A 21052-nucleotide genomic window follows, 5' to 3' on the forward strand; every position below is an offset into this window, starting at 1 on the left:
TGAGGACATGGACCGCGTCGCCCTCTTCCACCGCGAGACCCTGGCGTTCGAGGCCGCCGCCCGCAAGGCGGCCGGTACGGGCGCCTCGCCCCTGGTCCGGGCCTGCCCTGGCTGGTCGGTGGCGGATCTCGTCCTGCATCTGGGGCAGGTGCACCGGCTGATCATCTGTGTCATCGACGAGCGGCTGAAGCAGTTGCCGGACACCTCGGACCTCGCCGTGTTCGAGGTGCCCGTCGGCGCCGAGGACTGGCCGATGCCGGAGAACGCGCCGAACCGCGCCGCGCCGCCGACGAGTCTGCTCGACTGGTTCGCGGAAGGGGCGGCCACGCTGGAGTCCCTGTTCAGCAGCCGCGACCCGGGCGAGGAGGTGTGGACCTGGGCCCCGGAGCAGACCACCGGGTTCTGGCTGCGCATGCAGACCATCGAGGCCGCCGTCCACCGCTGGGACGCGGAGAGCGCGTCCGGGACGGCCCAGCCGGTCGACGCCGGGCTCGCCGCCGACGCCATCGGCCAGAACTTCACCGTCATGGCACCGGCCCGGCGGGCCTGGAAGCAGGCCCCGGCCGGATCGGGCGAGCGGTACCTGCTGCGGCAGACCGACGGTTCGGGCCTGTGGAACGTGCGGTTCGAGGGCGAGGACGTGCGGCTCTCCCACGACGTACGTACCTCCCAGGGCGTGCGCACCTCCCAGGACGTGCGTACCTCCGAAGGCAAGGAAGTCGGTTCCCGCAGCCTCGAGTTGACCGGTACGGCGTCGGACCTGCTGCTGTTCCTCTGGCAGCGGATCCCCGCCGACCCGCTCGATGTGACCGGCGACCGGAGCCTCCTCGACCACTACTTCACCCTCGTCCCGCCCATATGACGACGCCTACGTGACAGCACCTGCGTGACAGCACCGATGTGACCGCACGACGAATCCGGTCGCCGGCCCCGTCCGGCCCCTGACTATCCTCTCCCCCATGCACCCGGACGACGACGAAGCCTTCGCTGCCCGCCTCACCGAACAGCTCGCGGGCCTGCCCGCCGTGCGGGCCGTCGCCTTGGGAGGGTCGCGGGCCACCGGAACCCACCGGCCCGACAGCGACTGGGACTTCGCCGTCTACTACCGGGGAGAGTTCTCCCCCGAGAGCCTGCGCGCGCTCGGCTGGCCCGGCGAGGTCTCCGAGATCGGCGCGTGGGGCGGCGGGGTGTTCAACGGCGGCGCCTGGCTCAAGGTCGGCGAACGCCATGTGGACGTGCACTACCGCGACCTCGACGATGTCGAGCATCAGCTCGCCGAGGCCCGCGAAGGGCGGTTCGGCATCGAGCGGCTCATGTTCCATCTCGCCGGAATCCCGACGTACTTGGTCGTCGCCGAACTGGCCGTCAACAAGGTGCTCCACGGAGAGCTGCCCCGGCCCGAATACCCCGCACCGCTGCGGCAGCAGGCGTTCGAGCAGTGGTGGGGCACGGCCCGGCTCACCCTCGCCTACGCCCGTTCCGCCCACGCCGAGCACGGCCGCCTCGCCGACTGCGCGGGCGCCATCGCCACCGCCGCCTGCCAGGCGGCGCACGCGGTGCTGGCGGCGCGGGGCGAGTGGGTCACCAACGAGAAGACGCTGCTCGACCGGGCGGGGCTGCGCGGCGTCGACCAGGTCCTGGCCGCTCTGGTCCCCGAGCCGAAGGCGCTCACCGCCGCCATCGACGAGACAGGGGAACTGCTGCGGAGCGCGGTCGAGTCGCCGTGACGGTACGCGCGTACGCTCCGGCCCCAGCCCGTTAAACCGCGCGCGCCCCCGGCCCGTACGCGACAGGTCACATCCCACGCCGGGACTGACGATTTCGGCCGGTCAGCCGATGTCCTCGGGCGCCAGATCGGGCCGGAGCCGGTGCCATGACGGGTGTCGCAGGAGGCCGGCGCGCGTGCGGGTCGTGTATCCGATCTCGCCGACCAGGCGCGGCAGCACCCATCGGGCGCCGGCCACCGGCGGCACGGTGTCGAAGGGGCAGTAGCCGATCGCGGAGATCCCCAGCAGGTCCGCGATGGCGGCGCGCTCGCGCTCGCTCCACCCGGTTCCCACGCTGCCCACGTAGCGCAGCGCGCCGCCGTCCTGGCGCTGCCCTACGAGCAGCGCCCCCGGGAGTCCGGTCAGCCGGCCCTTGCCCGGCACCCACCCGCCGACGATCGCGTCGACCGTGCGGACGTGCCGGATCTTGATCCACGCGCGCGAACGGGTCCCTGGTTCGTACGTGGAGTCGGTCCGTTTGAGCACTACTCCCTCCAGCCCCTGTTCGCGGGTGGCGTCCAGCGCCCGTTCGGCGTGGCCGACGACCGCGGCCGGCGTCGACCAGTGCGGGCCCCGCAGGTCCAGCCCCTCCAGCAGACGGCGGCGCTCGGCGTACGGGAGCCTGGTCAGGTCGCGGCCGTCGAGGAACATGACATCGAAGAGGATCAGCTGAACCGGGACGTCCCGGGCCGGCCGGGCGGCCTTGGCGGGCGATCCGGACAGCGCCATCCGGGGCTGCAGCCGCTCGAAGTCCGGGCGGCCCCGGCCGTCGAGCGCGACGATCTCCCCGTCCAGTACGGCGGGGATGTCTCCGAGAGCGCCGCCCAGAGCGCTCAGCTCCGGGTACGCGCGGGTGATGTCGGCGCCGGAGCGGGCCCGCAGCTCCGCCGAACCGTCCCCCGGCAGATACACGACGCCGCGCTGGCCGTCGTACTTGGTCTCCGCCGCCCACCGCTCCGCCGGGCCCGGGACCGGCAGGCGCCCCGCGGTCGCGAGCATGGGGGCGATGCGGGGCAGGGGCGGGGGCAGGCTGGCCATGGCCGAGGTCTCGCCCGGCCCGGTGCGGTTCACACGCGGCCGGCCGCCTTGTCCCCCGGACGGCGTATGTCCTGGTCAGCGCGGGTCCGCGACGGCGTCGCAGCGTCTCGGGGACAGCTCACGGCAGCCGCCCCCGCGCCTCCTCCCCCGTCAGCGGCGCCAGCAGGTCGCCGCGGTCGGCCACCCGGTCCAGGACCTGTTCCGGCGTGAAGGCGAGGTCCTGCGGGGTCCGGCAGCTCTCGACCTCGTCCCAGTCGACCGGCGTCGCGATGTGCGGACGTTCGCGCAGCCGCAGCGTGTACGGCGCGGCCGTCGTCTTGGCGGTCGTGTTCTGCGACCAGTCGATGAGCACCTTTCCGGCGCGCGCCTCGCGCGCCATCGTCACGACGACCAACTGGGGGTGCTCGTCCTCCATTCGGGTGGCCAGCTCCTTGGCGTACGCGCTCACGGCCCGGCCCGCCGCCGGGTGCAGGGGCGCGTACAGGTGCATCCCCTTCGAGCCGGAGACGACGGGGCAGGCCGTCAGTCCGTCGTCTTCCAGGAGCTGCCGCAGCCGCAGTGCGACCCGGCAGCACACCACCAGGTCCGTGCCGGGGCCGGGGTCGAGGTCGAGTACGAGGCGGTCGTGGCCGTCCGGTCCGGCCGCGCCGGTCCACTGCGGCACGTGGAATTCGTACGCGCCGAGGTTCGCCATCGCCACCAGCGTGGCGGTGGAGTCGACGGTGATGTGGTCGACGGGCCCGTCCTTGCCGGGTACGGGCACCAGGCGCACCCAGTCGGGGGTGCCGCCGGGCGGGTTCTTGGCGTACCAGGACTGCCCCGCGGGGCCTTCCGGGGCGCGGATGAAGGAGGCGGGGCGGTCGGCGGTGTGCGGCACCATCGCGTCGGCGATGGTCGCGTAGTAGTGCAGCAGCTGGGCCTTGGTGTGTCCCGATGCGGGAAACACCACGCGGTCCAGGTGGGTCAGGGAGAGGCGGTGGCCGTCGAACTCCACGGCCTGCCGGTCCGGCGATGTGGGCATAGTGTGGAAATTCCCCATGGAGGTACAAAATTATGCGAACCATGTGGAAAGGGGCGATTGGTTTCGGGCTGGTATCCGTGCCGGTCAAGCTGTATGCGGCCACCGAGGACCACGGCGTCAGGCTCCACGAGGTCCACGACAAGGACGGCGGGCGCGTCCGCCGCAGGAGCGTGTGCTCCGTGTGCGGCGAAGAGGTCGGCTACGAGCACATCGCCAAGGGCTACGAGGACGACGAGGGCCGTACCGCGATCCTGACCAAGGACGACCTGGCCGACCTCCCCCTGCCCAGCAAGAACCTCATCGACGTGCTCGCCTTCGTCGACGCCGACCGGATCACGCCGCTGCAACTGGCACGCTCCTACTACCTGGCCCCCGAGAACGGCGCCGCCAACAAGCCGTACGTGCTGCTGCGCGAGACGCTGAAGAAGACGGACCGGGTCGCCGTCAGCAAGATCACGATCCGGACCAGGGAGTCGCTGGCCCTGCTGCGCGTCCAGGACGACCTCATGATGGTGCACACCATGTACTGGCCCGACGAGATCCGCGACGGCGCCGGCCTCGCCCCGCCCGACTCCGTGACCGTGCGGCCACAGGAGCTGAAGATGGCGACGAGCCTCATGGACACCCTCTCGGAGGACTTCGACCTCGACGATCTGGAGGACGAATACCAGCGCGCCCTGGACGAGCTGGTCACCGCCCGGCTGGACAAGAAGACGCCCACCGCCGCGTCGGACACCACCCCCGCGCCGGACAATGTCATCGACCTCATGTCCGCCCTCCAGGCGTCGATCGACCGGGCGGACAGGGAAGATAGGGACGGCAAGAGCGGGACCGGCGGCCGGACGGCCCGTAAAACCGCCAAGTCCGCCGCAGCCGCCGGGAAGTCCGCCAAGAAGCCCGCCGCGAAGGACAGCGGCACGAAGGACAGCGCGAAGAGCACCGGCACGGCGAAGAGCACGACGAAGCGCACAGCGAAAACCACCGAGGCCAAGAAGAGCACGGCGAAGAAGGGCGCCGCCAAGGCCACGAAGAAGACCGCCGCCAAGAAGTCGTCCCGGCGCGCGTCCTGAAGCGTGGCCGACCGCTCCGCCCGGCCGCGCATGTCCGGGCGCGCTGCGGGGAGGCGGGCCATAGTCGCCCGTACCCGACGAAGGGCTGCTCATGGAGACGCGTACGCCGCTCGACGCGGACGAACTCGACCACCTGCTGGCACACTGGCGCGCCCTCAACTACCTGGCCGCCTGCCAGCTGTATCTCACCGGGAACCCCCTGCTCCGCGAGGAGCTGCGGCCCGAGCACATCAAGCCCCGGCTGCTGGGGCACTGGGGCACCTGCCCCGGCCTCAACCTCGTCTACACCCACCTCAACCGGGTGATCACGGCCCGCGACCTCGACGCGGTCTGCGTGTGGGGGCCCGGACACGGCGGGCCCGCTGTGCTGGCGGGGGCCTGGCTGGACGGTTCGTACGGCGATGTGCAGCCGGATCTCGGCCGGGACGAGGCCGGGATGACCCGGCTCTTCCGGCAGTTCTCCTTCCCCGGCGGGGTGCCGAGCCATGCGTCGCCCGAGGTTCCCGGGTCCTTCCACGAGGGCGGTGAGCTGGGCTACTCCCTCGCGCACGCCTATGGCGCGGCGCTCGACAACCCTCAGCTGCTGGCCGCCTGTGTGATCGGCGACGGCGAGGCCGAGACGGGGCCGCTCGCCGCTTCCTGGCACGCGAACAAGTTCCTCGACCCAGTCCACGACGGCGCGGTCCTGCCGATCCTGCACCTCAACGGCTACAAGATCGCCAACCCCACCGTGCTGGCGCGGCTGCCCCGGGACGAGCTCGACTCCCTGCTGCGCGGCTACGGCCATGAGCCGCTGCACGTCGAAGGCGACGACCCGGCCCGTGTCCACCAGGACATGGCCGCCGCGATGGACCTCGCACTCGACCGTATCGCCGCACACCAGCGGGCGGCCCGGGTGGACGGCGAGACGCGGCGGCCCCGCTGGCCCATGATCGTGCTGCGCACCCCGAAGGGCTGGACCGGGCCGGCGGAAGTGGACGGGCAGCCCGTCGAGAACACCTGGCGGGCGCATCAGGTGCCGCTGGGCGGCGTGCGGGAGAACGCCGATCACCGGCGGCAGTTGGAGAGCTGGCTGCGCGGGTACGCGCCGGACGAGCTGTTCGACCCCGACGGCCGCCCGCGCCCGGAGGTGCTGGCCTGCGTGCCCTCGGGCGACCGCAGGCTCGGCGCCAATCCGCACGCCAACGGCGGCCGGCTCGTACGGGACCTGCCGCTGCCCGACCTCAAGGACTTCGCCGTACGGCTCGACAAGCCCGGCGACCAGTCGCACGAGCCGACGAAGGTGCTCGGCGGGCTGCTGCGCCAGGTGATGGCCGACACCGCCCTCCGGCGGGACTTCCGGGTGATGGGCGCGGACGAGACCGCCTCCAACCGGCTGCAGGACCTGTACGCGGTGACGGACAAGGCGTGGCAGGCCGAGACGCTCGCGACGGACGAGCATCTGGGGCCGCACGGCCGGGTGATGGAGGTGCTCTCGGAGCACCTGTGCCAGGGGTGGCTGGAGGGGTACGTGCTCACCGGCCGGCACGGGCTGTTCTCCTCGTACGAGGCGTTCGCGCACATCGTCGCCTCCATGGCCGCCCAGCACGTGAAGTGGATCGACAGCGCCCGCGCGGTCCCCTGGCGGGCCCCGGTGCCGGGCTTCAACTACCTGCTGACCTCGCACGTCTGGCGTCAGGACCACAACGGCTTCTCCCATCAGGACCCGGGCTTCATCGACCACATCCTCAACAAGAGCCCGCACGCGGTACGCGCGTATCTGCCGCCGGACGCCAACACCCTGCTGTGCGTGGCCGATCACGTGCTGCGCACGCGGGACACCGTCAACGTCGTGGTCGCCGGGAAGCAGCCGACGTTCGACTGGCTCGACCTGGAGCAGGCCCGGGCGCACTGCGCGCGCGGCGCGGGCGTGTGGGAGTGGGCGGGTACCGAACGCCCAGGTGAGGGGCCCGAGGTCGTCCTCGCCTGCGCCGGCGACGTCCCGACGCAGGAGACGCTGGCCGCGGCCGGCCTGCTCCGCGAGCACCTGCCCGAGCTGGCCGTGCGCGTCGTCAACGTCGTCGACATGACCCGGCTGATGCCGCGGGAGGATCATCCGCACGGCATGACCGACCGCGACTTCGACGCCCTCTTCACCCCGGACCGGCCGGTGATCTTCGCGTACCACGGCTATCCCTGGCTGATCCACCGCCTCGCCTACCGGCGGCCCGGCCACGCCAATCTGCATGTGCGCGGCTACAAGGAGATGGGCACGACGACCACGCCGTTCGACATGGTCGTCCGCAACGACCTGGACCGCTACCGGCTCGTCATGGACGTCATCGACCGGGTGCCCGGCCTGGCCGTACGGGCCACCGGGGTGCGCCAGGCCATGGCGGACGTACGGAGCCGGCACCACGACTGGATCCGCGAGCACGGCACGGACCTGCCGGAGGTAGCCGACTGGCGATGGTCCGGCTGAGGACGCTCCCGCACCGCGGGTGAGGGGCGGGGCCCGGCCATACCCCGTGGCCGGTCTCCTCCTACGGCGATCGGCACGTGCGGGTACGGGCGTACGGGGCCGGGGTCTTCCGGCCGGCGGGGCGGTCGGCGGCCTCGGGCCCCGGCCGTCCCGTCCCCTCACAGCCCCACAGCCGCCAGTTCCTCCCGCGCCTTCTTCGCGACTCCGTCCGCCCCGCAGAGTTCGGCGAGGTCGAGCCCCTGGCCGAGCTGTTCGGCGGCCCGGGCGCACTGGCCGTCCAGCCGCAGCGCCGCGCCGTGATCCACCAGGGCCGCGGCGTATTCGTAGCGGCTCGGAGAGAGGCTCAGATGGCCGACGGCGCATTCCAGCATGGACAGGGCCTTGCCCTCCTCGGCGAGCGCCGCGGCCCGGCGCAGCGCCTCGCCCATCGCGGTGTCGGTGCCGAACCGGGCCGCTTGCTGGACGGCCTCGGTCGACAGCGCGCGGGCGCGCTCGGGGTCCTCCTCGGCCAGCGCTTCCGCGAGGTCGAGGGCCCAGGGCGCCCACAGGGTGTTGTTGCGGCCGCGCTCCGCCAGCTGGCGCCCGGCGGCTTCCAGTTCGGCGACGGCCTCCGCGCGGCGGCCGCGGGCCAGCAGCAGCCGTCCGGCGAGGCAGGCGGCGTCGGGCATGACGATGGCCGGTGAGTAGGGCGCGCGGAAGGAGTTGGCCTCCGCGACGGCCTGGGCCTCGGCCACATGGCCGCGGGCGAGCAGCGTGTCGATGAGCAGGCAGGTGCCGTCCCACTGGACGGGCAGGCCGGGCCCGAGGCGGCCGGCCAGCCGGAGGCCCTCGCGGAGAAACGTCTCAGCGACTTCGAGCCGGCCGCGCCGGCGGTGGACGAGGCCCGCGAGGTCGTGGGCGAACGCGAGGTGGGCCCCGCTCCAGCCGGAGATCTCGAAGGCGCGTACGGCCTCCTCGGACAGCTCCTCCGCGTGGTCGAGCCGGTCGGTGTAGGCGAAGGTCAGGCAGATGATGCTGGGGATCTCGAAGCCCCACTCGGTGTTGGTCCAGCCCATGCCCGGGGCGAGCCTGCCGTCCACGAGAGCACGGTCGTTGACCTCCGTGACGCGCAGCGCGTTCTCGCCGCGGAGCATGCCGTCGAAGGCGCGCAGCGCGAGCAGGGCCCGCTCGGCGTCGTCATGGCCGTCGAGCCGGTCGGCTATGTCGGCGACCCGCTGTGCCCGGCTGACGCTGTCCACCTCTTCGACCTGCATGCTCCTCCAGAGGTAGTGCGCGACCTGGAGGCGCATGAGGCCGGGGCCGGTGGGCGTACGGGCGGCCTCGACGGCCACCACCTCGGCCGCCTCGGGGAGCTGGCTGTTGTGCCCGTACGCCTGGGAGAGCCGGTACGTGGCGTCGACGCGCAGTTCCTCGGGGAGGTCCGGCAGGGCGAGCGCCTCGCGCAGGTGGCCGATGGTGGTGTGCGGCGAGGTGAGCAGGGCGGAGCAGCCGAATTCGTACAGGAGGGCAGCGCGCTCCTCGTCCGGCGGCGGCTCCTCCAGGGCTCGCTCCAGGCAGCGGCGGGCCGCGTGCGGGGCGCCGACGGCGAGGTGTTCGCGGGCGGCGGCGCGCAGTTGCCTCACCAGCTGCGGATCGTCCTCGGGGTGGACCTCCAGCAGGTGCCGGGCGGCGGCGGCCGGTCCGTGGCCCGCCTGAGTGACCGCCCACGCGGCCTGACCGTGCATGGCGGTGCGGGTGGCGGCCGGGATGGCCTGGTAGATGGCGGTGGCGATGAGCGGGTGGACGAACTCCAGGTCGCTGGAGCCGGTGAGGATACGTGCCTCGCGCAGCCGGTCCGCGCACTCGGCGGCCGTCGCCGGGGACACCGCGGCCAGGTTGGCGGCGAGCCGGGGCGAGATCTCGGTGCCGAGGACGGCGGCGGCCCAGGCGAAGCGGGTGACCTCCGCGCCGAGCCCGGCCAGCCGGGTGACGAGGCCGTTGCCGCGGGCCTCCGCGCCGAGCCCGCGCAGCAGGGCCGCACAGTCCTCGACCGGCTCGATGGCGCGGTCCCGGGCCTTGGCGATCAGCTCCACGGCCTCGTACGGATTGCCGCCGGTGACGGCCCAGACCTCGCGGCAGAACGGGGCGTCGGCGCCGTCGCCGAGGGCCATGCGCACGAGCTCGGCCACGGCGGCCGGGGTGAGTTCGCGGAGCGCGGCGGGGCGGACGTCGCGCCCGCCGACGAGGTCGGCGAAGGCCGGGTCGTGCTCGGGCAGTTCGTCGGGGCGGTAGGAGAGGACGACGAGGAGCGGGAGTTCGGGCAGCCGCACGGCGAACGAGGTGAGCCAGGCCAAGGATTCGGGGTCGGCCCAGTGCGCGTCGTCGATGACGAGGACCAGCGGTTCGCCGCGGCGCGCGAGTCGGGTGATGACCCAGTCGATGCCGTCGCGCACGCCCTGCGGGTCCGCCTGCCGCTCGCCCGGCGGCGCCACGCCCAGCGCCGGCCCGGCGATGTCGTACCAGCTCCCGAAGAGGTCTCTGCGCTCGGCGGTCGACATCGGCGCGATGGCGGGCTGAAGCAGTTGCCGCACGACGTGGAAGGGCACGGACCGCACCGATTCGCTGCCGCGCGCGGCGAGTACGGTGCAGTGGCCGCGCTCCATGGCGATGCGCCGCACCTCGGCCAGCAGCGCCGTCTTGCCCAGGCCCGCCGCACCGCTGTACAGCAGCAGGCCGCCGAGGGGCGCGTCCCCTTCGGCGGCGCGTCCGCAGAAGCTGTCCACCGCCTGCTCGGCAGCGGCGATCTCCTTCTCGCGCTCGAACAGTGCGGCGGAGTGCCGCTGTTCGTGCTGGTGCCCCGTCATGGCGGTGTCTCCCGACGGTCTCTCCGCGTACCTGGTGCGGCGATCCTAGTCGCGCCGGGGGCCGCGCGGGCGGGGTTCCGGGCAGGAGCACCGGCACGGGTGACCTTCGCAGTCGAACGAACACGCGTCCCGTGAATTCGCAAAAGAATTCGCACACGAAAGCGCGGGGCATTATGAGCCCCTTCCAATTCACTCATCAGTGCGTCACTCCGAATATGACATCTTCGTCCCGCCGACCGGCGTGGCAAGCTACGCTCCATGGCGCGAAGTGGGTTGCCGTGGCCACAGCACACCGCTGCCAACTGCCGCGCTGCCGCTGTTCCTAGAGGTAAGAGACGCCGGCGCCCATTCGTATACGCAGCTCCGACCCCATTTCACCTCCCTTTCCAAGAGTTCAAGGATCTCGATGGTTGGTATTGGCTCGTCATCTCATGCCAGGCGGCCCACCTCCGCATTCATATGGCTGCTTCCCCCCGCCGTGGTCGCGGTCTGCGCGGTGGTCGCCGTGGCGGCGGTCACGGCCGAGGCGCGCACGCCGGTGGCCTGGTGCGGCACGATGGCCACCCTCGCCGTCGCGCTGGTCGCGGCCGAGGCGGTCCGCCGCGGACGGCTCGTCGACGCGCTGCGCGCGCGGTCCGCCGAACGGGAGGCCGCCCTGCAGGGCCAGCTCGACCAGCAGGAGGCCGAGATCCTCCGGCTGGCACGGGAGATGCTGCCCGCCGCGGTGACCCTGCTCCGACGGGGCACCCCGCTCGACGACGTGCTCCGCCACGTCCACCCGGTCGTCCAGTTGGAACCGGAGTATGCGAAGGCGCACCGGCAGTTGCTGCGCGCCGTCGTGGAGGCCGTCCACACCGAGGAGGGCATGCGCGATTCCGCGCAGCGCGCCTTCGTGAACATCGCCCGGCGCGTACAGGCCATCGTCCATCAGCAGGCGACGGACATCCGGGAGATGGAGGACCGGCACGGCGCCCAGCGGGAGTTCTTCCGCGACCTGCTCCATCTCGACCACGGAAACGCGCTGGTCGGACGGTTGGCCGACAGTATCGCCGTACTCGGCGGCTCGCGCCCCGGACGTCAGTGGAAATACCAGATCCCGCTGTACAACGTGCTGCGCGGCGCCATGTCGCGCATTCTCGACTACCGCCGGGTCGACCTGCATTCGGTCGCCGATGTCGCGATCGAGGGGCCCCTGGTGGAGCCGCTCATTCACGCCGTCGCCGAACTGCTGGACAACGCCACCCGCTACTCCCCGCCGGAGACCCGGGTGCACCTCACCGCGATCCAGGTCCAGTCGGGCGTGGCCATCGAGATCGAGGACTCCGGCGTGGGTCTCACCGACGAGACCCGGCGGCGTGCCGAAGCGGTGCTGAACTCCATGCACGGCGGGCTGGACCTGGACGACCTCGGCGAGGCTCCGCGGCTCGGCCTGGCCGTGGTGAGCCGGCTCTCCAAGACGCACGACTTCCTGATCTCGCTGCGCCCCTCCGCCTACGGCGGCGTCCGGGCCGTCCTGGTCGCCCCGCAGGACATCATCCGGCCGACCCACGCGCCCGGTGGCGAGGTGGCCCGGGCCGCCACCTTCCCGCCCCCCAAGATCAAGAGGCGTCCGGGCTCGCCGCCTCCGCAGGTGCCGCCGCCCATGGAAGACCCCCCGGCCGCCGAGTACGACGGAGAAGGACTCCCGCAGCGACGGCGCCGCATGCCCAACACCCCGCGCATCCGCTCGTCCCGCGCGCCCGTGAACGCACCGCGCAAGCCCGCCGAGAGCGAGCCGCCCCGTGAGCCCGGTCTGTGGATCGACTCCTTCATGAGCGGCTTCAACGGCTTGACGCCCGCGGCCGATTCGGGACAGCCGAACAGCGACGCAATGTCAGACAAGGAAGAGTAGCCAAGTGACGCAGCTGCGGTTCAACATGGACTGGATGCTCAAGGACCTGGCGACAGGTGTGCCCCAGACCCGCCACGTGATCGTGCTGTCCTCCGACGGCCTGCGCATGGCCCAGCACGGCCCGGACACCGACGCCGCCGACCGGCTCGCCGCCGCCTGTGCCGGCCTGCAGAGCCTGTCGACGGCCGTCGCCACCGAATTCCCGCACGGTGACGGGCAGATGAGACTGGTCGTGATCGAGGTCAGCGGCGGCTTCTTCTACATGATGGCGGCCGGCCCGGGCGCGTATCTCGCGGTGCTGGCCGACGACGACGTGGACACCGGCCTGATGGGGCAGCAGATGCGCGATCTGGTGGCCCGTATCGGCGAGCACCTCACCAGCCCGCCGCGGGTCAGCGGACCGGTGACATGAGCGAGGCGGGACGCCGCCCCTGGGATCCGGGCAACCCCGAACGACTGTTCACCATCTCCGACGACGCCAGTCCGGTGCAGTACAAGGGCCCCCTCGACCTGGTGACGCTGATCGTGACCCGTTCCGTGCCGGACTCGGGGTTACAGCCCGAGCAGGCCGCGATTCTGCGGATGTGCGACTACCCCCTCTCGGTGGCCGAGGTCTCCGCGTATCTGACCCTGCCCGTCAGCACCCTGCTCGTACTGCTGGACGAGCTGGTCGCACGGGAGCAAGTAGAGGCGCGGCCTCCCGTACCGGCCGCCGCGCTGCCCGATATCCAGCTTCTTGAGGCGGTGATGCATGGACTACAGAATCTCTGACGCGTACACCGGCCCCAGGAGCGAGGACTACCTCCCCGCCTCGGTCGCCACGGCGGTGAAGGTGGTGATCGTCGGTGGCTTCGGCGTCGGAAAGACGACCCTCGTCGGTTCGGTGAGCGAGATCCGCCCGCTGACCACCGAGGAGACGATGACGCAGGCCGGAGTGGGGGTGGACGACATCGCCGGGGTCGAGGAGAAGACCGAGACCACCGTGGCGATGGACTTCGGCCGGATCAGCATCAACGAGCGGCTGGTGCTCTATCTGTTCGGCACACCCGGCCAGCAGCGCTTCTGGTTCCTGTGGAACGGGCTGTTCGAGGGCGCTCTGGGCGCCGTGGTACTGGTCGACACCCGTCGGCTGGAGGTCAGTTACGACGTGGTCGGCCGCCTGGAGGAACGCGGCGTGCCCTTCGTGGTCGCCGTCAACACCTTCCCCGGAGCGCCCTCCTACCCGATGCGTGAGCTGCGGTCCGCCATGGACCTGCCGGACGAGGTGCCCATGGTCGAGTGCGACGCCCGCGACCGCGGCTCCTGCCGCGACACCTTGATGGCGCTCATGCGATACCTCCACTCCATGACGACCGTATCCCCGGAGCGACAGTGACCTTCCCTGACGAACACACCCGCGCCCAGCCCCCCCTCGCGCCGCCGCAGTGCCCGGCGCACGGCGGCGGCGCCGGGATCACGCGGCTGTACGGGCCCGAGGCCGACACCGATCCCATGGGGCTGTACGAGCGGCTGCGCGAGCGGCACGGCCCGGTCGCGCCCGTACTGCTGGACGGCGACATCCCGGCCTGGCTGGTGCTCGGCTACCGCGAGAACCTGGAGGTGGTGCGTACGCCCACCCGGTTCTCCCGCGACTCGCGGCACTGGAGCGCCCTGCGCGAAGGCAAGCTCACCGCGGAACACCCGCTGGCACCCGTCTCCGCCTGGCAGCCCATCTGCGTCTTCGCCGACGGGCAGGTGCACGAGCGGTGGCGCGGGGCGGTCAACGACAGTCTCGACCGCTTCGACCGCCGCGGCATCCGCCGCCACATCATCCGGTTCTCCCACGAGCTGGTCGACGCCTTCTGTACCGAGGGCGCCGGCGATCTGGTGCACCACTTCGCGGAACCGCTGCCGATGCTGGTGATGACGCAGCTGCTCGGCATGCCGGACGACTACGGCCCGCGGCTGGTCGAGGCCGCCCGTGACATGGTCAAGGGCACGGAGACGGCGGTCGCCAGCAACGCGTTCCTCCAGGAGACGCTGAGCAAACTGGTGGCGCGCAAGCACAGCAGCCCCGGTCTCGACCTCACGAGCTGGCTGCTCGAACACCCCTCGGGACTCACCGACGAGGAGGTCGAGCACCACCTGCGGCTCGTACTCATCACGGCGTTCGAGAGCACCGCGAACCTGATCGCGAACACGCTGAAGATGGTGCTCACCGACCCGCGCTTCCGCGCCCACCTGGCGGGCGGCCATATGACGTGGCCCGACGCGGTGGAGCAAGTGCTGTGGGACGAGCCGCCGTTCACGACGATCCTCGGCCGCTGGGCGGCACAGGACACCGAGCTCGCGGGCCAGCAGATCAAGGCGGGCGACGCCCTGGTGATCGGCCTCGCGGCGGCGAACACGGACTCCGTGATCCGCCCCGACCCGATGGCTCCGGTCCACGGCAACCGGTCCCATCTGGCGTTCAGCGGCGGCACCCACGAATGCCCCGGCCAGGACATCGGCCGGGCCATCGCGGACACGGGCATCGAGACGCTGCTGACCCGGCTGCCCGATCTCCTCATCTCCTGTGAGGAATCGGAGCTGACCTGGACCTCGTCCCTGATGGTCCGCCATCTGGACGCGCTGCCGGTGCGGTTCACCCGGCAGGCCCAGCAGCCTCCCGCGCCCGATCCGGGCGACGCCTGGGAGGCGTCGTTCGAGGCGGAGGACGCGGCGGCCGAGGCGCTCCGTCAGTCGCCCGCGGCGGCCCCGGAGCCGCCGGCCAGCGCGCCGCTGCTGCTCAAATCCTGGTGGCGGGCGCTGGTCCAGTGGTGGCGCGGGCTCTGACGCGGTACGCGCAGCTGGTCCCACCACCAGGCCACGGTCGGTATGGGCAAAGGCTCGGTGCTCGGGTCGGTGGGGCCGTCCCGCCAGGTGACGTTCAAGGTCGCGCCGGGGACGGGCAGTTCATGGCGGTTGCGCGGACTGGCGTAGCGCGGGGCGGTGTCGGACCACCGTATGTTCCCGGCTATGAAGTGGCCCAGCCCTTCGAGATAGCGGCGCAAGTCCGGTCCCGCGTCGCCGAGGAGTTGGTCGCGCAGGGCCAGGAAGAGGGTCATGGTGCGGTCGCGGACGGTCAGGGCGTCGGCGACCGCCTGGTCGAGGGTGCAGCGGTTGTGGTGCATGAGGACGTTGACGACGTTCTGGCCGGGCTGCTGGCCGGCCGCGCGCCGGCTGTCCTCCTTGGCGTAGGAGAGGAGGTCGTTGTCGCAGGCCACGATCAGGCCGGTGGCCTCGGTCGCGGCCCGGACGGCGTCGGAGTACAGCTGCTCGGCCGGCACCTCGATGCCGTTGGCGATCTCGATGAAGGCCGCGTCGAACCGGCCGCCGACGTCCGAGATCCGGCCGGGCAGGTAGTCGGCGAGGGGCGGCATGATGCCGCGGGCGCTGTTGCCGTTCTGCCAGGCGACGCCCAGCAGGAAGTCCCGGATGCCCTCGGTGAGCCGCTGGAACTGCACGGGGGTGGTCAGCGCCCGGGTGCGGGCGACGAGGTCGTCGAGGGCGGCGGCCACCGGGCCCGCGCCGAGCATGCCGGACCCCGGCGCCTCGACGCAGCGCGTCATGCGGAAGCCGAGGTCGACGATGTCGAGGTGGCGGGCGGCCGGTGAACCGGTGTCGAGCCGCACGTCGTCGAGGGCGAACATCCAGTGGTTCCAGATGGCGAAGAGGAACAGGGGTTCCTCCTCGCCGTGCGGGGCCACCCGGCAGCTGAATTCCGTGGCGTGGGCGGCGAGGTTCCAGGCCCGGTCGACGTCGTTGGCGAAGATGCCGCTGGCGTCCAGCCAGGCGATGGCGCGCCGTTCGATCCGGTCGGCCTGCGGATGGACGGCGGATTCGATCGGGCAGTAGAACGGCGGCAGTCGCCGGCCGGTGAGAGGCGCGCAGACGGGCATCTCGGCTCCTGTTGTCAGCGGTCCTGGGCGAGTGGGACTGGGGGCAGGGTCGGTCTTGCGGTCAGGGCTGGTCCTGTGGGCAGGTTCAGCCCGGGGGGCGGCGTTTTTCGTGAGAGCGGTCGTCCTCGGCGGAATTCAGGGCCCCTCCGGAGGGCAGCGCCCTCCTGAGGGGCCCTGCGGGTCAGCGGTCCTGGAGACGGAAGAGAAGCTGCCGGGTCTCGACCGCGTGGTCGCGCCAGATGCGGAAGAGTTTCCCGTGGGTGAGGGCCGACTCCGTGAGCCGCTCGACCGCGATCGGCGACGGCTTGCCCGTACGCTTGGCCAGGTCCAGTTCGGCCGTCGTCCAGGCCATGGACTGCACCCAGAACTCCGCCGCGCGGTCGGTGACGTCCTCGTCCTGTTCCAGCTCGAACCCCGAGGCGTTCGCGGCGGCTATGTACTCGGCCAGGGTGCCCAGCCGGGTCTTGTAGTAGCCGTCGATGAACCGGGTCCACTCCGGGCGGCAGAGGAAGTGCTCCTGGATGCCGAACCAGCCGCCGGGTTCGAGCGCCCTGGCCACGACCGAGAAGAGCCGCTCCCGGTCCATGTAGCCGGTGCTCTCGAAGGCGACGGCCGCGTCGTACGCCCGCTCCTCCCGCAGGTGGTGGACGTCCGCGAGGACCGGGGTGACCAGCTTGCCCACCCCGGCCTGCTCGGCGAACTCCGCCACCAGCGGAACGTGCTGGGCCGCCACGGTCATCGCGGTGACCGCGCAGCCGTGTTCCTGTGCCCAGTAGAGGGAGCCACCGCCGAGGCCGCAGCCGATGTCGAGGAGCGCGGCCGGCTGGTCGCCGACCACGTTCCAGGTCCGGGCGGCGTGCTCGATCGCGGTTTCCTGAGAGACGAGAAGACGGTCCCTGAGGACGCGTTGGGCCACCGTGGTATTCGGGGCGGCACCGGTGTCGAAGAGCCCCATGTGGAAGTGCACGCGGGGACCCGGGCCGTATTTGTGGAGAATGTCGGTGGTCTTCCTCGAATAGTACGAGGGCACCTTTGCCTCGCCGATCACCGTGCCACGATCAGCGGTAGCCTCGGCCACAATGCTGTTGTCCATGGAGTCCCCTCCGAGACGTCGGCTCCCGGTGGACAGATGATCCGGGTGGTTCGACGCGGGGTGGGACATGTTCCGGTAGCCGGATTCAGATCCGGTCACGTATGCCCGTCGCGCCGCCTCTCCGGTGACCTTTGGCCAACGTTCCTGTCCACTTTTGCGCGGTACCTGCCCAAGCGGTCTCGCGAATAACCCGCGTCGTGCGCCAGCGCACACCTTTCCAGCACGGCGACTCAAGCTCACTTGGGATCAATTTGGCCCGTGATGCGGCATATTCGGTTTTCTTCAAGACCGAAACCGCTGAATATTGCACATCGTTGTCGGGGTTTTTTCCACCCAGCGAGCTTCAATCCAGCCAGAGCCGGAATGGCCGAATCTCGCACATGAACCTGGTGGATATGCATATGACGGGAGCCATTGTTCGCGGCGCGCGCTCCGAGGCATACGGCGCACCTACTCGGCGTGCGCCCCCAGATAGAACAGCAGCCAGATGAACGCGGCGAAGAAGTGCCCCGCCACCACGTAGACGAAGACGCGGAGCGCGACCCCGCGCTCCTTGTACTCCTCGGTCCCGGCGCCGTTGCTCGCCGGAGCCTCGACCGCTGTCGGAACCTCGGCCGCTGCCGGAGCCTCCGCCGGTCTCGGAACGGACTCACGGGCGGGGGCGTCGTCGATCACGGCGTCCACCGTAGGCGACCGCGAATCGGCGCTGCGTGTCGAGCCCGCAGCACCCTGTGCCTGATCGTCTCTCTCCCGCACACTGGTGATCGGCCAGCACGAGGGAGGCACGGCATGACGGGGTCGGTCGGCGGGTGGCGGCGGCGCCTCACCTCACCGTGGTGGCGGAGCGCGGCCGCGATCCTCGCGGGCGCGCTGCCCGCCCTGGCGTTTCCGGCCCCCTCCCTGTGGTGGCTCGCCTACATCTCCCTCGTGCCGTGGCTGCTGCTGATCCGGTCCGCTCCCACGGGCCGTCGCGCGGCGCTGGACGGGTGGCTCGGCGGCGCCGGCTTCCTGCTGGCCGTGCACCATTGGCTGCTGCCGAGCCTGCACGTCTTCATCCTGGTGCTGGCCGCCCTGCTGGGCCTGCTGTGGGCGCCGTGGGGCTGGCTGGTGCGCCGGCTGCTGGGCGGCGCACCCGGTACGGGCACGACGGCGGCGGCGCTGGTCCTCGTGCCGTCCGGGTGGCTGATGGTCGAACTCGTCCGCTCCTGGCAGTACCTGGGCGGCCCGTGGGGTCTGCTGGGCGCGAGTCAGTGGCAGGTCACGCCCGCGCTGCGGCTCGCGTCCGTCGGCGGTGTGTGGCTGGTCGGGTTTCTCGTCGTGGCGGTGAACACGGGCTTCGCCGCGCTGATCGCGCTGGACCGGGCCCGTACGACCGCCCTCGCCGGGCTGCTGGTGTGCGCGGCGGCGGGCGGCGGTGTGTGGGCGTGGGCGCCGCTGCCCACGCCGGCGGGCACGGTCCGTATCGCGGTCGTCCAGCCGGGGGTGGTCTCCGGGGGCGCGGACGGGCAGCGCCGCTTCGACCGCGAGGAGGCGCTGACCCGGCGGCTGGCGGGGCGCGGCGTCGACCTGGTGGTATGGGGCGAGAGCAGCATCGGCCAAGACCTGGGGAAGCGGCCGGATCTGCGGGCGCGGCTCGCCGCGCTGTCCCGGAGGGTGGGCGCGCAGCTGCTGGTCAACGTCGACGCCCGGCGCGCGGACAAGCCGGGGATCTACAAGAGTTCGGTGCTGGTCGGGCCGGACGGGCCGACCGGTGACCGCTACGACAAGATGCGGCTGGTGCCGTTCGGCGAGTACGTTCCGGCGCGGTCGGTGCTGGGCTGGGCCACCTCCGTGGGCAAGGCGGCGGGCGAGGACCGCAGGCGCGGCGAGCGCCCGGTGGTGATACGGATCGGGAGCGCGGACGGCCTCCGCGCGGGTCCGTTGGTCTGCTTCGAGTCGGCCTTCCCCGACATGAGTCGCCATCTGGTGCGCGCGGGGGCGCAGTTGCTCATCACGCAGTCGTCGACCTCGACCTTTCAGCACAGTTGGGCCCCCGCGCAGCACGCTTCGCTGGCCGCGCTGCGGGCCGCCGAGACCTGGCGGCCGATGGTGCACGCGACGCTGACGGGGGTCAGCGCGGTGGCCGGGCCGCGCGGCGAAGCGGTCGGCAGCCGGCTGTCGACCTCCCGCAGCGCGGCGGCCGTCTACGACGTGCCGCTGGCGCGCGGCACCAGCGTGTACGTACGGGCCGGCGACTGGACGGTGTACGGGGCGCTGGCCGCGCTGGCGGTGTTCTGCGCGGCCGACGGCGTACGGGCCTTCAGGAAGCCTGGTCGAGCGCGAGGTTGACGATGCGTTCGCACAGCTCGTGCGTGCGCAGGGCGTCCTCCGCGTCCCAGGGCTCCCCGGTCCGTACCGCGTCGAGGAAGGCCAGGGCGGCCTGCTCGATGCCGCGCTGGCGGGCGACCGGCACCCAGTCGCCGCGCCGGCGCACGCCGAGCGTGCCCTCGTGGTCGACGACGTCGGCGATGTTGAACACCTGGCGCCTGGCGTCCTGCCCGGAGACGTCGAGGATCTCCTCGGTCGAGCCGCTGAGCCGGTTCATGGTGCCGATCGCGGTGAAGCCGTCGCCGGAGAGCTGGAGCACGACGTGGTGCATGAGGCCGTCGCGGATCCGGGCCCGTACGTCGATGTGCTCGACGGGGCCGGGGGCGAGGAAGCGGAGGGTGTCGACGACGTGGATGAAGTCGTCGAAGACGAGGGTGCGCGGCGCCTCGGCGAGGCCGACGCGGTTCTTCTGCATCAGGATCAGTTCGCGCGGGTGCTCCGCGCACTGGGAGTAGCCGGGCGCGTAGCGGCGGTTGAAGCCGACGGTGAGGCCGACGCGGCGGCGCGCGGCGAGGCGGACGAGCCGCTCGCTGGTGGCCAGGTCGTACGCGAGGGGCTTGTCGACGTAGGTCGGCACCCCGGCCTCCAGGAGACGGGTGACGATCTCCGGGTGGGCGGCGGTCGGGGCGTGCACGAAGGCCGCGTCCAGCCCCGCGGAGAGCAGCGAGTCGAGGTCGGTGTGGCAGTGCGCGGCGGGGACGCGGTAGGTCTCGGCGACGCGGTGGAGGGTGGCCGGGGTCCGGGTCTGCAGGTGCGGTTCCACCCCCGGCTGGGAGGTGAGTACCGGCAGGTATGCCTTCTGCGCGATGTCGCCGAGCCCGATGCAGCCGACCTTCACTAGTGCTCCCTGGTGCGCGTTCTGTCCGATCTTTGCCCCGGCAGCATACGGGCGTCCGGGCGGCCGCCGGTCCGGTACTCCGGCGTAGGCGCGCGGCTGCGCGGAGGGGCCCGATAATGGCTCGGCTGATGCCTCGGTTCTCGACGGCCGGCTCGGCCGATATTCCCTCGCCCCATCGCCGGTCGAGCGGTCAAGATGGCGCTCATGACGATTTCCGAGATCCCCTCGCCGTCCACGACCGCCGACGAACGCGCCATGCTGGAGGGCTGGCTGGAGCAGCACCGGGCCACCCTGGCCGCCAAGTGCGCCGGGCTCGACGACGCGCGACTGCGCGAGGCGTCCGTGCCGCCCTCGGACCTCACGCTGATGGGGCTCGTACGGCACATGGCGGACGTCGAGCGCGGCTGGTTCCGGCGGGTGCTCGCCGGGGAGGACGCCCCGCCGATCCACTACAGCGACGACGACCTGGACGGGGACTTCCGCGTCACCGAGCAGGACACGTTCGCGGATGCCTTCGCCACCTGGCAGCACGAGATCGAGCGGGCCCGGGAAGCGGCCGCGTCCCGATCGTTGGACGATCTCAACCGTGGCGCCCACCGCAGCGGCGACGACTTCAACCTTCGCTGGATCATGACCCACATGATCGAGGAGTACGCGCGCCACAACGGTCACGCCGATCTCATCCGTGAGTCCATCGACGGCGTCACCAGCGACTGAATCGCGCGTACTGGTCCTGCTTCCCCA

18 protein-coding genes are annotated in these 21052 nt (G+C 71.8%); 11 read left to right on the forward strand and 7 right to left on the reverse strand.

Going from position 1 to position 21052, the window contains the following annotated elements:
- Positions 1–7: 7 nt before the first annotated feature.
- Both AB0I22_RS27465 and AB0I22_RS27470 read left to right on the forward strand, forming a co-directional pair.
- Complete coding sequence (locus AB0I22_RS27465) at positions 8–862, forward strand: maleylpyruvate isomerase family mycothiol-dependent enzyme (RefSeq protein WP_363133594.1); 855 nt, start codon at positions 8–10, stop codon at positions 860–862.
- 97 nt (positions 863–959) lie between these two features.
- Positions 960–1727, forward strand: coding sequence for a nucleotidyltransferase domain-containing protein (locus tag AB0I22_RS27470; protein ID WP_363133595.1), 768 nt, complete (start codon positions 960–962; stop codon positions 1725–1727).
- A gap of 102 nt (positions 1728–1829) precedes the next feature.
- On the opposite strand, the gene AB0I22_RS27475 is transcribed toward AB0I22_RS27470, so the two are convergent.
- Entirely contained in the window at positions 1830–2804 is a 975-nt protein-coding gene (locus AB0I22_RS27475; RefSeq protein ID WP_363133650.1) for an ATP-dependent DNA ligase, read from the reverse strand.
- 118 nt (positions 2805–2922) lie between these two features.
- Positions 2923–3825: a non-homologous end-joining DNA ligase gene (gene ligD, locus AB0I22_RS27480; protein WP_363133596.1), complete on the reverse strand. Its 903-nt coding sequence runs from the start codon at positions 3823–3825 to the stop codon at positions 2923–2925.
- A 41-nt stretch (positions 3826–3866) separates the two neighbouring features.
- On the opposite strand from ligD, the gene AB0I22_RS27485 reads away from it, so the two are divergent.
- Positions 3867–4895, forward strand: a complete 1029-nt coding sequence (locus tag AB0I22_RS27485; RefSeq protein WP_363133597.1) for a Ku protein — start codon at positions 3867–3869, stop codon at positions 4893–4895.
- Between the two features lie 91 nt (positions 4896–4986).
- Complete coding sequence (locus tag AB0I22_RS27490) at positions 4987–7356, forward strand: phosphoketolase family protein (protein ID WP_363133598.1); 2370 nt, start codon at positions 4987–4989, stop codon at positions 7354–7356.
- 158 nt (positions 7357–7514) lie between these two features.
- Here the strand turns inward: AB0I22_RS27490 and AB0I22_RS27495 are convergent, their stop codons facing one another.
- On the reverse strand, positions 7515–10199 hold the full coding sequence (locus tag AB0I22_RS27495; protein WP_363133599.1) for an AAA family ATPase: 2685 nt from the start codon (positions 10197–10199) through the stop codon (positions 7515–7517).
- Positions 10200–10605: 406 nt separating this feature from the next.
- On the opposite strand from AB0I22_RS27495, the gene AB0I22_RS27500 reads away from it, so the two are divergent.
- From AB0I22_RS27500 to AB0I22_RS27520, 5 genes are read left to right on the forward strand one after another with little or no spacing between them, the layout of a single operon-like run.
- A complete protein-coding gene (locus tag AB0I22_RS27500) occupies positions 10606–12090 on the forward strand; it encodes an ATP-binding protein (protein WP_363133600.1) in 1485 nt (494 codons plus the stop codon).
- 4 nt (positions 12091–12094) lie between these two features.
- Complete coding sequence (locus AB0I22_RS27505; RefSeq protein ID WP_363133601.1) at positions 12095–12502, forward strand: roadblock/LC7 domain-containing protein; 408 nt, start codon at positions 12095–12097, stop codon at positions 12500–12502.
- Positions 12499–12861: a DUF742 domain-containing protein gene (locus tag AB0I22_RS27510; RefSeq protein ID WP_363133602.1), complete on the forward strand. Its 363-nt coding sequence runs from the start codon at positions 12499–12501 to the stop codon at positions 12859–12861. The genes AB0I22_RS27505 and AB0I22_RS27510 overlap by 4 nt, the downstream gene beginning before the upstream one ends.
- Entirely contained in the window at positions 12842–13465 is a 624-nt protein-coding gene (locus tag AB0I22_RS27515; protein ID WP_363133603.1) for an ATP/GTP-binding protein, read from the forward strand. Before AB0I22_RS27510 ends, AB0I22_RS27515 begins: the two co-directional genes overlap by 20 nt.
- Positions 13462–14904: a cytochrome P450 gene (locus AB0I22_RS27520; RefSeq protein ID WP_363133604.1), complete on the forward strand. Its 1443-nt coding sequence runs from the start codon at positions 13462–13464 to the stop codon at positions 14902–14904. The genes AB0I22_RS27515 and AB0I22_RS27520 overlap by 4 nt, the downstream gene beginning before the upstream one ends.
- Here AB0I22_RS27520 and AB0I22_RS27525 read toward each other — a convergent pair.
- The 3 genes from AB0I22_RS27525 to AB0I22_RS27535 form a co-directional block, all read right to left on the reverse strand.
- Complete coding sequence (locus AB0I22_RS27525; RefSeq protein ID WP_363133605.1) at positions 14808–16010, reverse strand: hypothetical protein; 1203 nt, start codon at positions 16008–16010, stop codon at positions 14808–14810. The two genes, AB0I22_RS27520 and AB0I22_RS27525, sit on opposite strands and share 97 nt — an antisense overlap.
- 181 nt (positions 16011–16191) lie before the next feature.
- Positions 16192–17103, reverse strand: coding sequence for a methyltransferase domain-containing protein (locus AB0I22_RS27530; protein ID WP_363133606.1), 912 nt, complete (start codon positions 17101–17103; stop codon positions 16192–16194).
- Positions 17104–17553: 450 nt separating this feature from the next.
- Positions 17554–17778, reverse strand: a complete 225-nt coding sequence (locus AB0I22_RS27535; protein ID WP_363133607.1) for a DUF6126 family protein — start codon at positions 17776–17778, stop codon at positions 17554–17556.
- Between the two features lie 114 nt (positions 17779–17892).
- On the opposite strand from AB0I22_RS27535, the gene lnt reads away from it, so the two are divergent.
- On the forward strand, positions 17893–19431 hold the full coding sequence (gene lnt, locus AB0I22_RS27540) for an apolipoprotein N-acyltransferase (protein ID WP_363133608.1): 1539 nt from the start codon (positions 17893–17895) through the stop codon (positions 19429–19431).
- Here the strand turns inward: lnt and AB0I22_RS27545 are convergent.
- Positions 19403–20308: a Gfo/Idh/MocA family oxidoreductase gene (locus tag AB0I22_RS27545; protein WP_363133609.1), complete on the reverse strand. Its 906-nt coding sequence runs from the start codon at positions 20306–20308 to the stop codon at positions 19403–19405. The two genes, lnt and AB0I22_RS27545, sit on opposite strands and share 29 nt — an antisense overlap.
- 204 nt (positions 20309–20512) lie before the next feature.
- On the opposite strand from AB0I22_RS27545, the gene AB0I22_RS27550 reads away from it, so the two are divergent.
- Positions 20513–21025, forward strand: a complete 513-nt coding sequence (locus AB0I22_RS27550; RefSeq protein WP_363133610.1) for a DinB family protein — start codon at positions 20513–20515, stop codon at positions 21023–21025.
- Positions 21026–21052 lie beyond the last annotated feature (27 nt).

The sequence above is a fragment of the Streptomyces sp. NPDC050610 genome (assembly GCF_040654875.1).
In the GTDB taxonomy this organism is placed as follows: Bacteria; Actinomycetota; Actinomycetes; order Streptomycetales; family Streptomycetaceae; genus Streptomyces.

Coding starts and splice junctions, on each gene's coding strand:
- AB0I22_RS27530 (WP_363133606.1), bottom strand. CDS start 17,103: ATGGACAACAGCATTGTGGCCGAGGCTACCGCTGATCGTGGCACGGTG.
- AB0I22_RS27510 (WP_363133602.1), top strand. CDS start 12,499: ATGAGCGAGGCGGGACGCCGCCCCTGGGATCCGGGCAACCCCGAACGA.
- AB0I22_RS27475 (WP_363133650.1), bottom strand. CDS start 2,804: ATGGCCAGCCTGCCCCCGCCCCTGCCCCGCATCGCCCCCATGCTCGCG.
- ligD (WP_363133596.1), bottom strand. CDS start 3,825: ATGCCCACATCGCCGGACCGGCAGGCCGTGGAGTTCGACGGCCACCGC.
- AB0I22_RS27465 (WP_363133594.1), top strand. CDS start 8: ATGGACCGCGTCGCCCTCTTCCACCGCGAGACCCTGGCGTTCGAGGCC.
- AB0I22_RS27500 (WP_363133600.1), top strand. CDS start 10,606: ATGGTTGGTATTGGCTCGTCATCTCATGCCAGGCGGCCCACCTCCGCA.
- lnt (WP_363133608.1), top strand. CDS start 17,893: ATGACGGGGTCGGTCGGCGGGTGGCGGCGGCGCCTCACCTCACCGTGG.
- AB0I22_RS27550 (WP_363133610.1), top strand. CDS start 20,513: ATGACGATTTCCGAGATCCCCTCGCCGTCCACGACCGCCGACGAACGC.
- AB0I22_RS27490 (WP_363133598.1), top strand. CDS start 4,987: ATGGAGACGCGTACGCCGCTCGACGCGGACGAACTCGACCACCTGCTG.
- AB0I22_RS27515 (WP_363133603.1), top strand. CDS start 12,842: ATGGACTACAGAATCTCTGACGCGTACACCGGCCCCAGGAGCGAGGAC.
- AB0I22_RS27495 (WP_363133599.1), bottom strand. CDS start 10,199: ATGACGGGGCACCAGCACGAACAGCGGCACTCCGCCGCACTGTTCGAG.
- AB0I22_RS27485 (WP_363133597.1), top strand. CDS start 3,867: ATGTGGAAAGGGGCGATTGGTTTCGGGCTGGTATCCGTGCCGGTCAAG.
- AB0I22_RS27525 (WP_363133605.1), bottom strand. CDS start 16,010: ATGCCCGTCTGCGCGCCTCTCACCGGCCGGCGACTGCCGCCGTTCTAC.
- AB0I22_RS27470 (WP_363133595.1), top strand. CDS start 960: ATGCACCCGGACGACGACGAAGCCTTCGCTGCCCGCCTCACCGAACAG.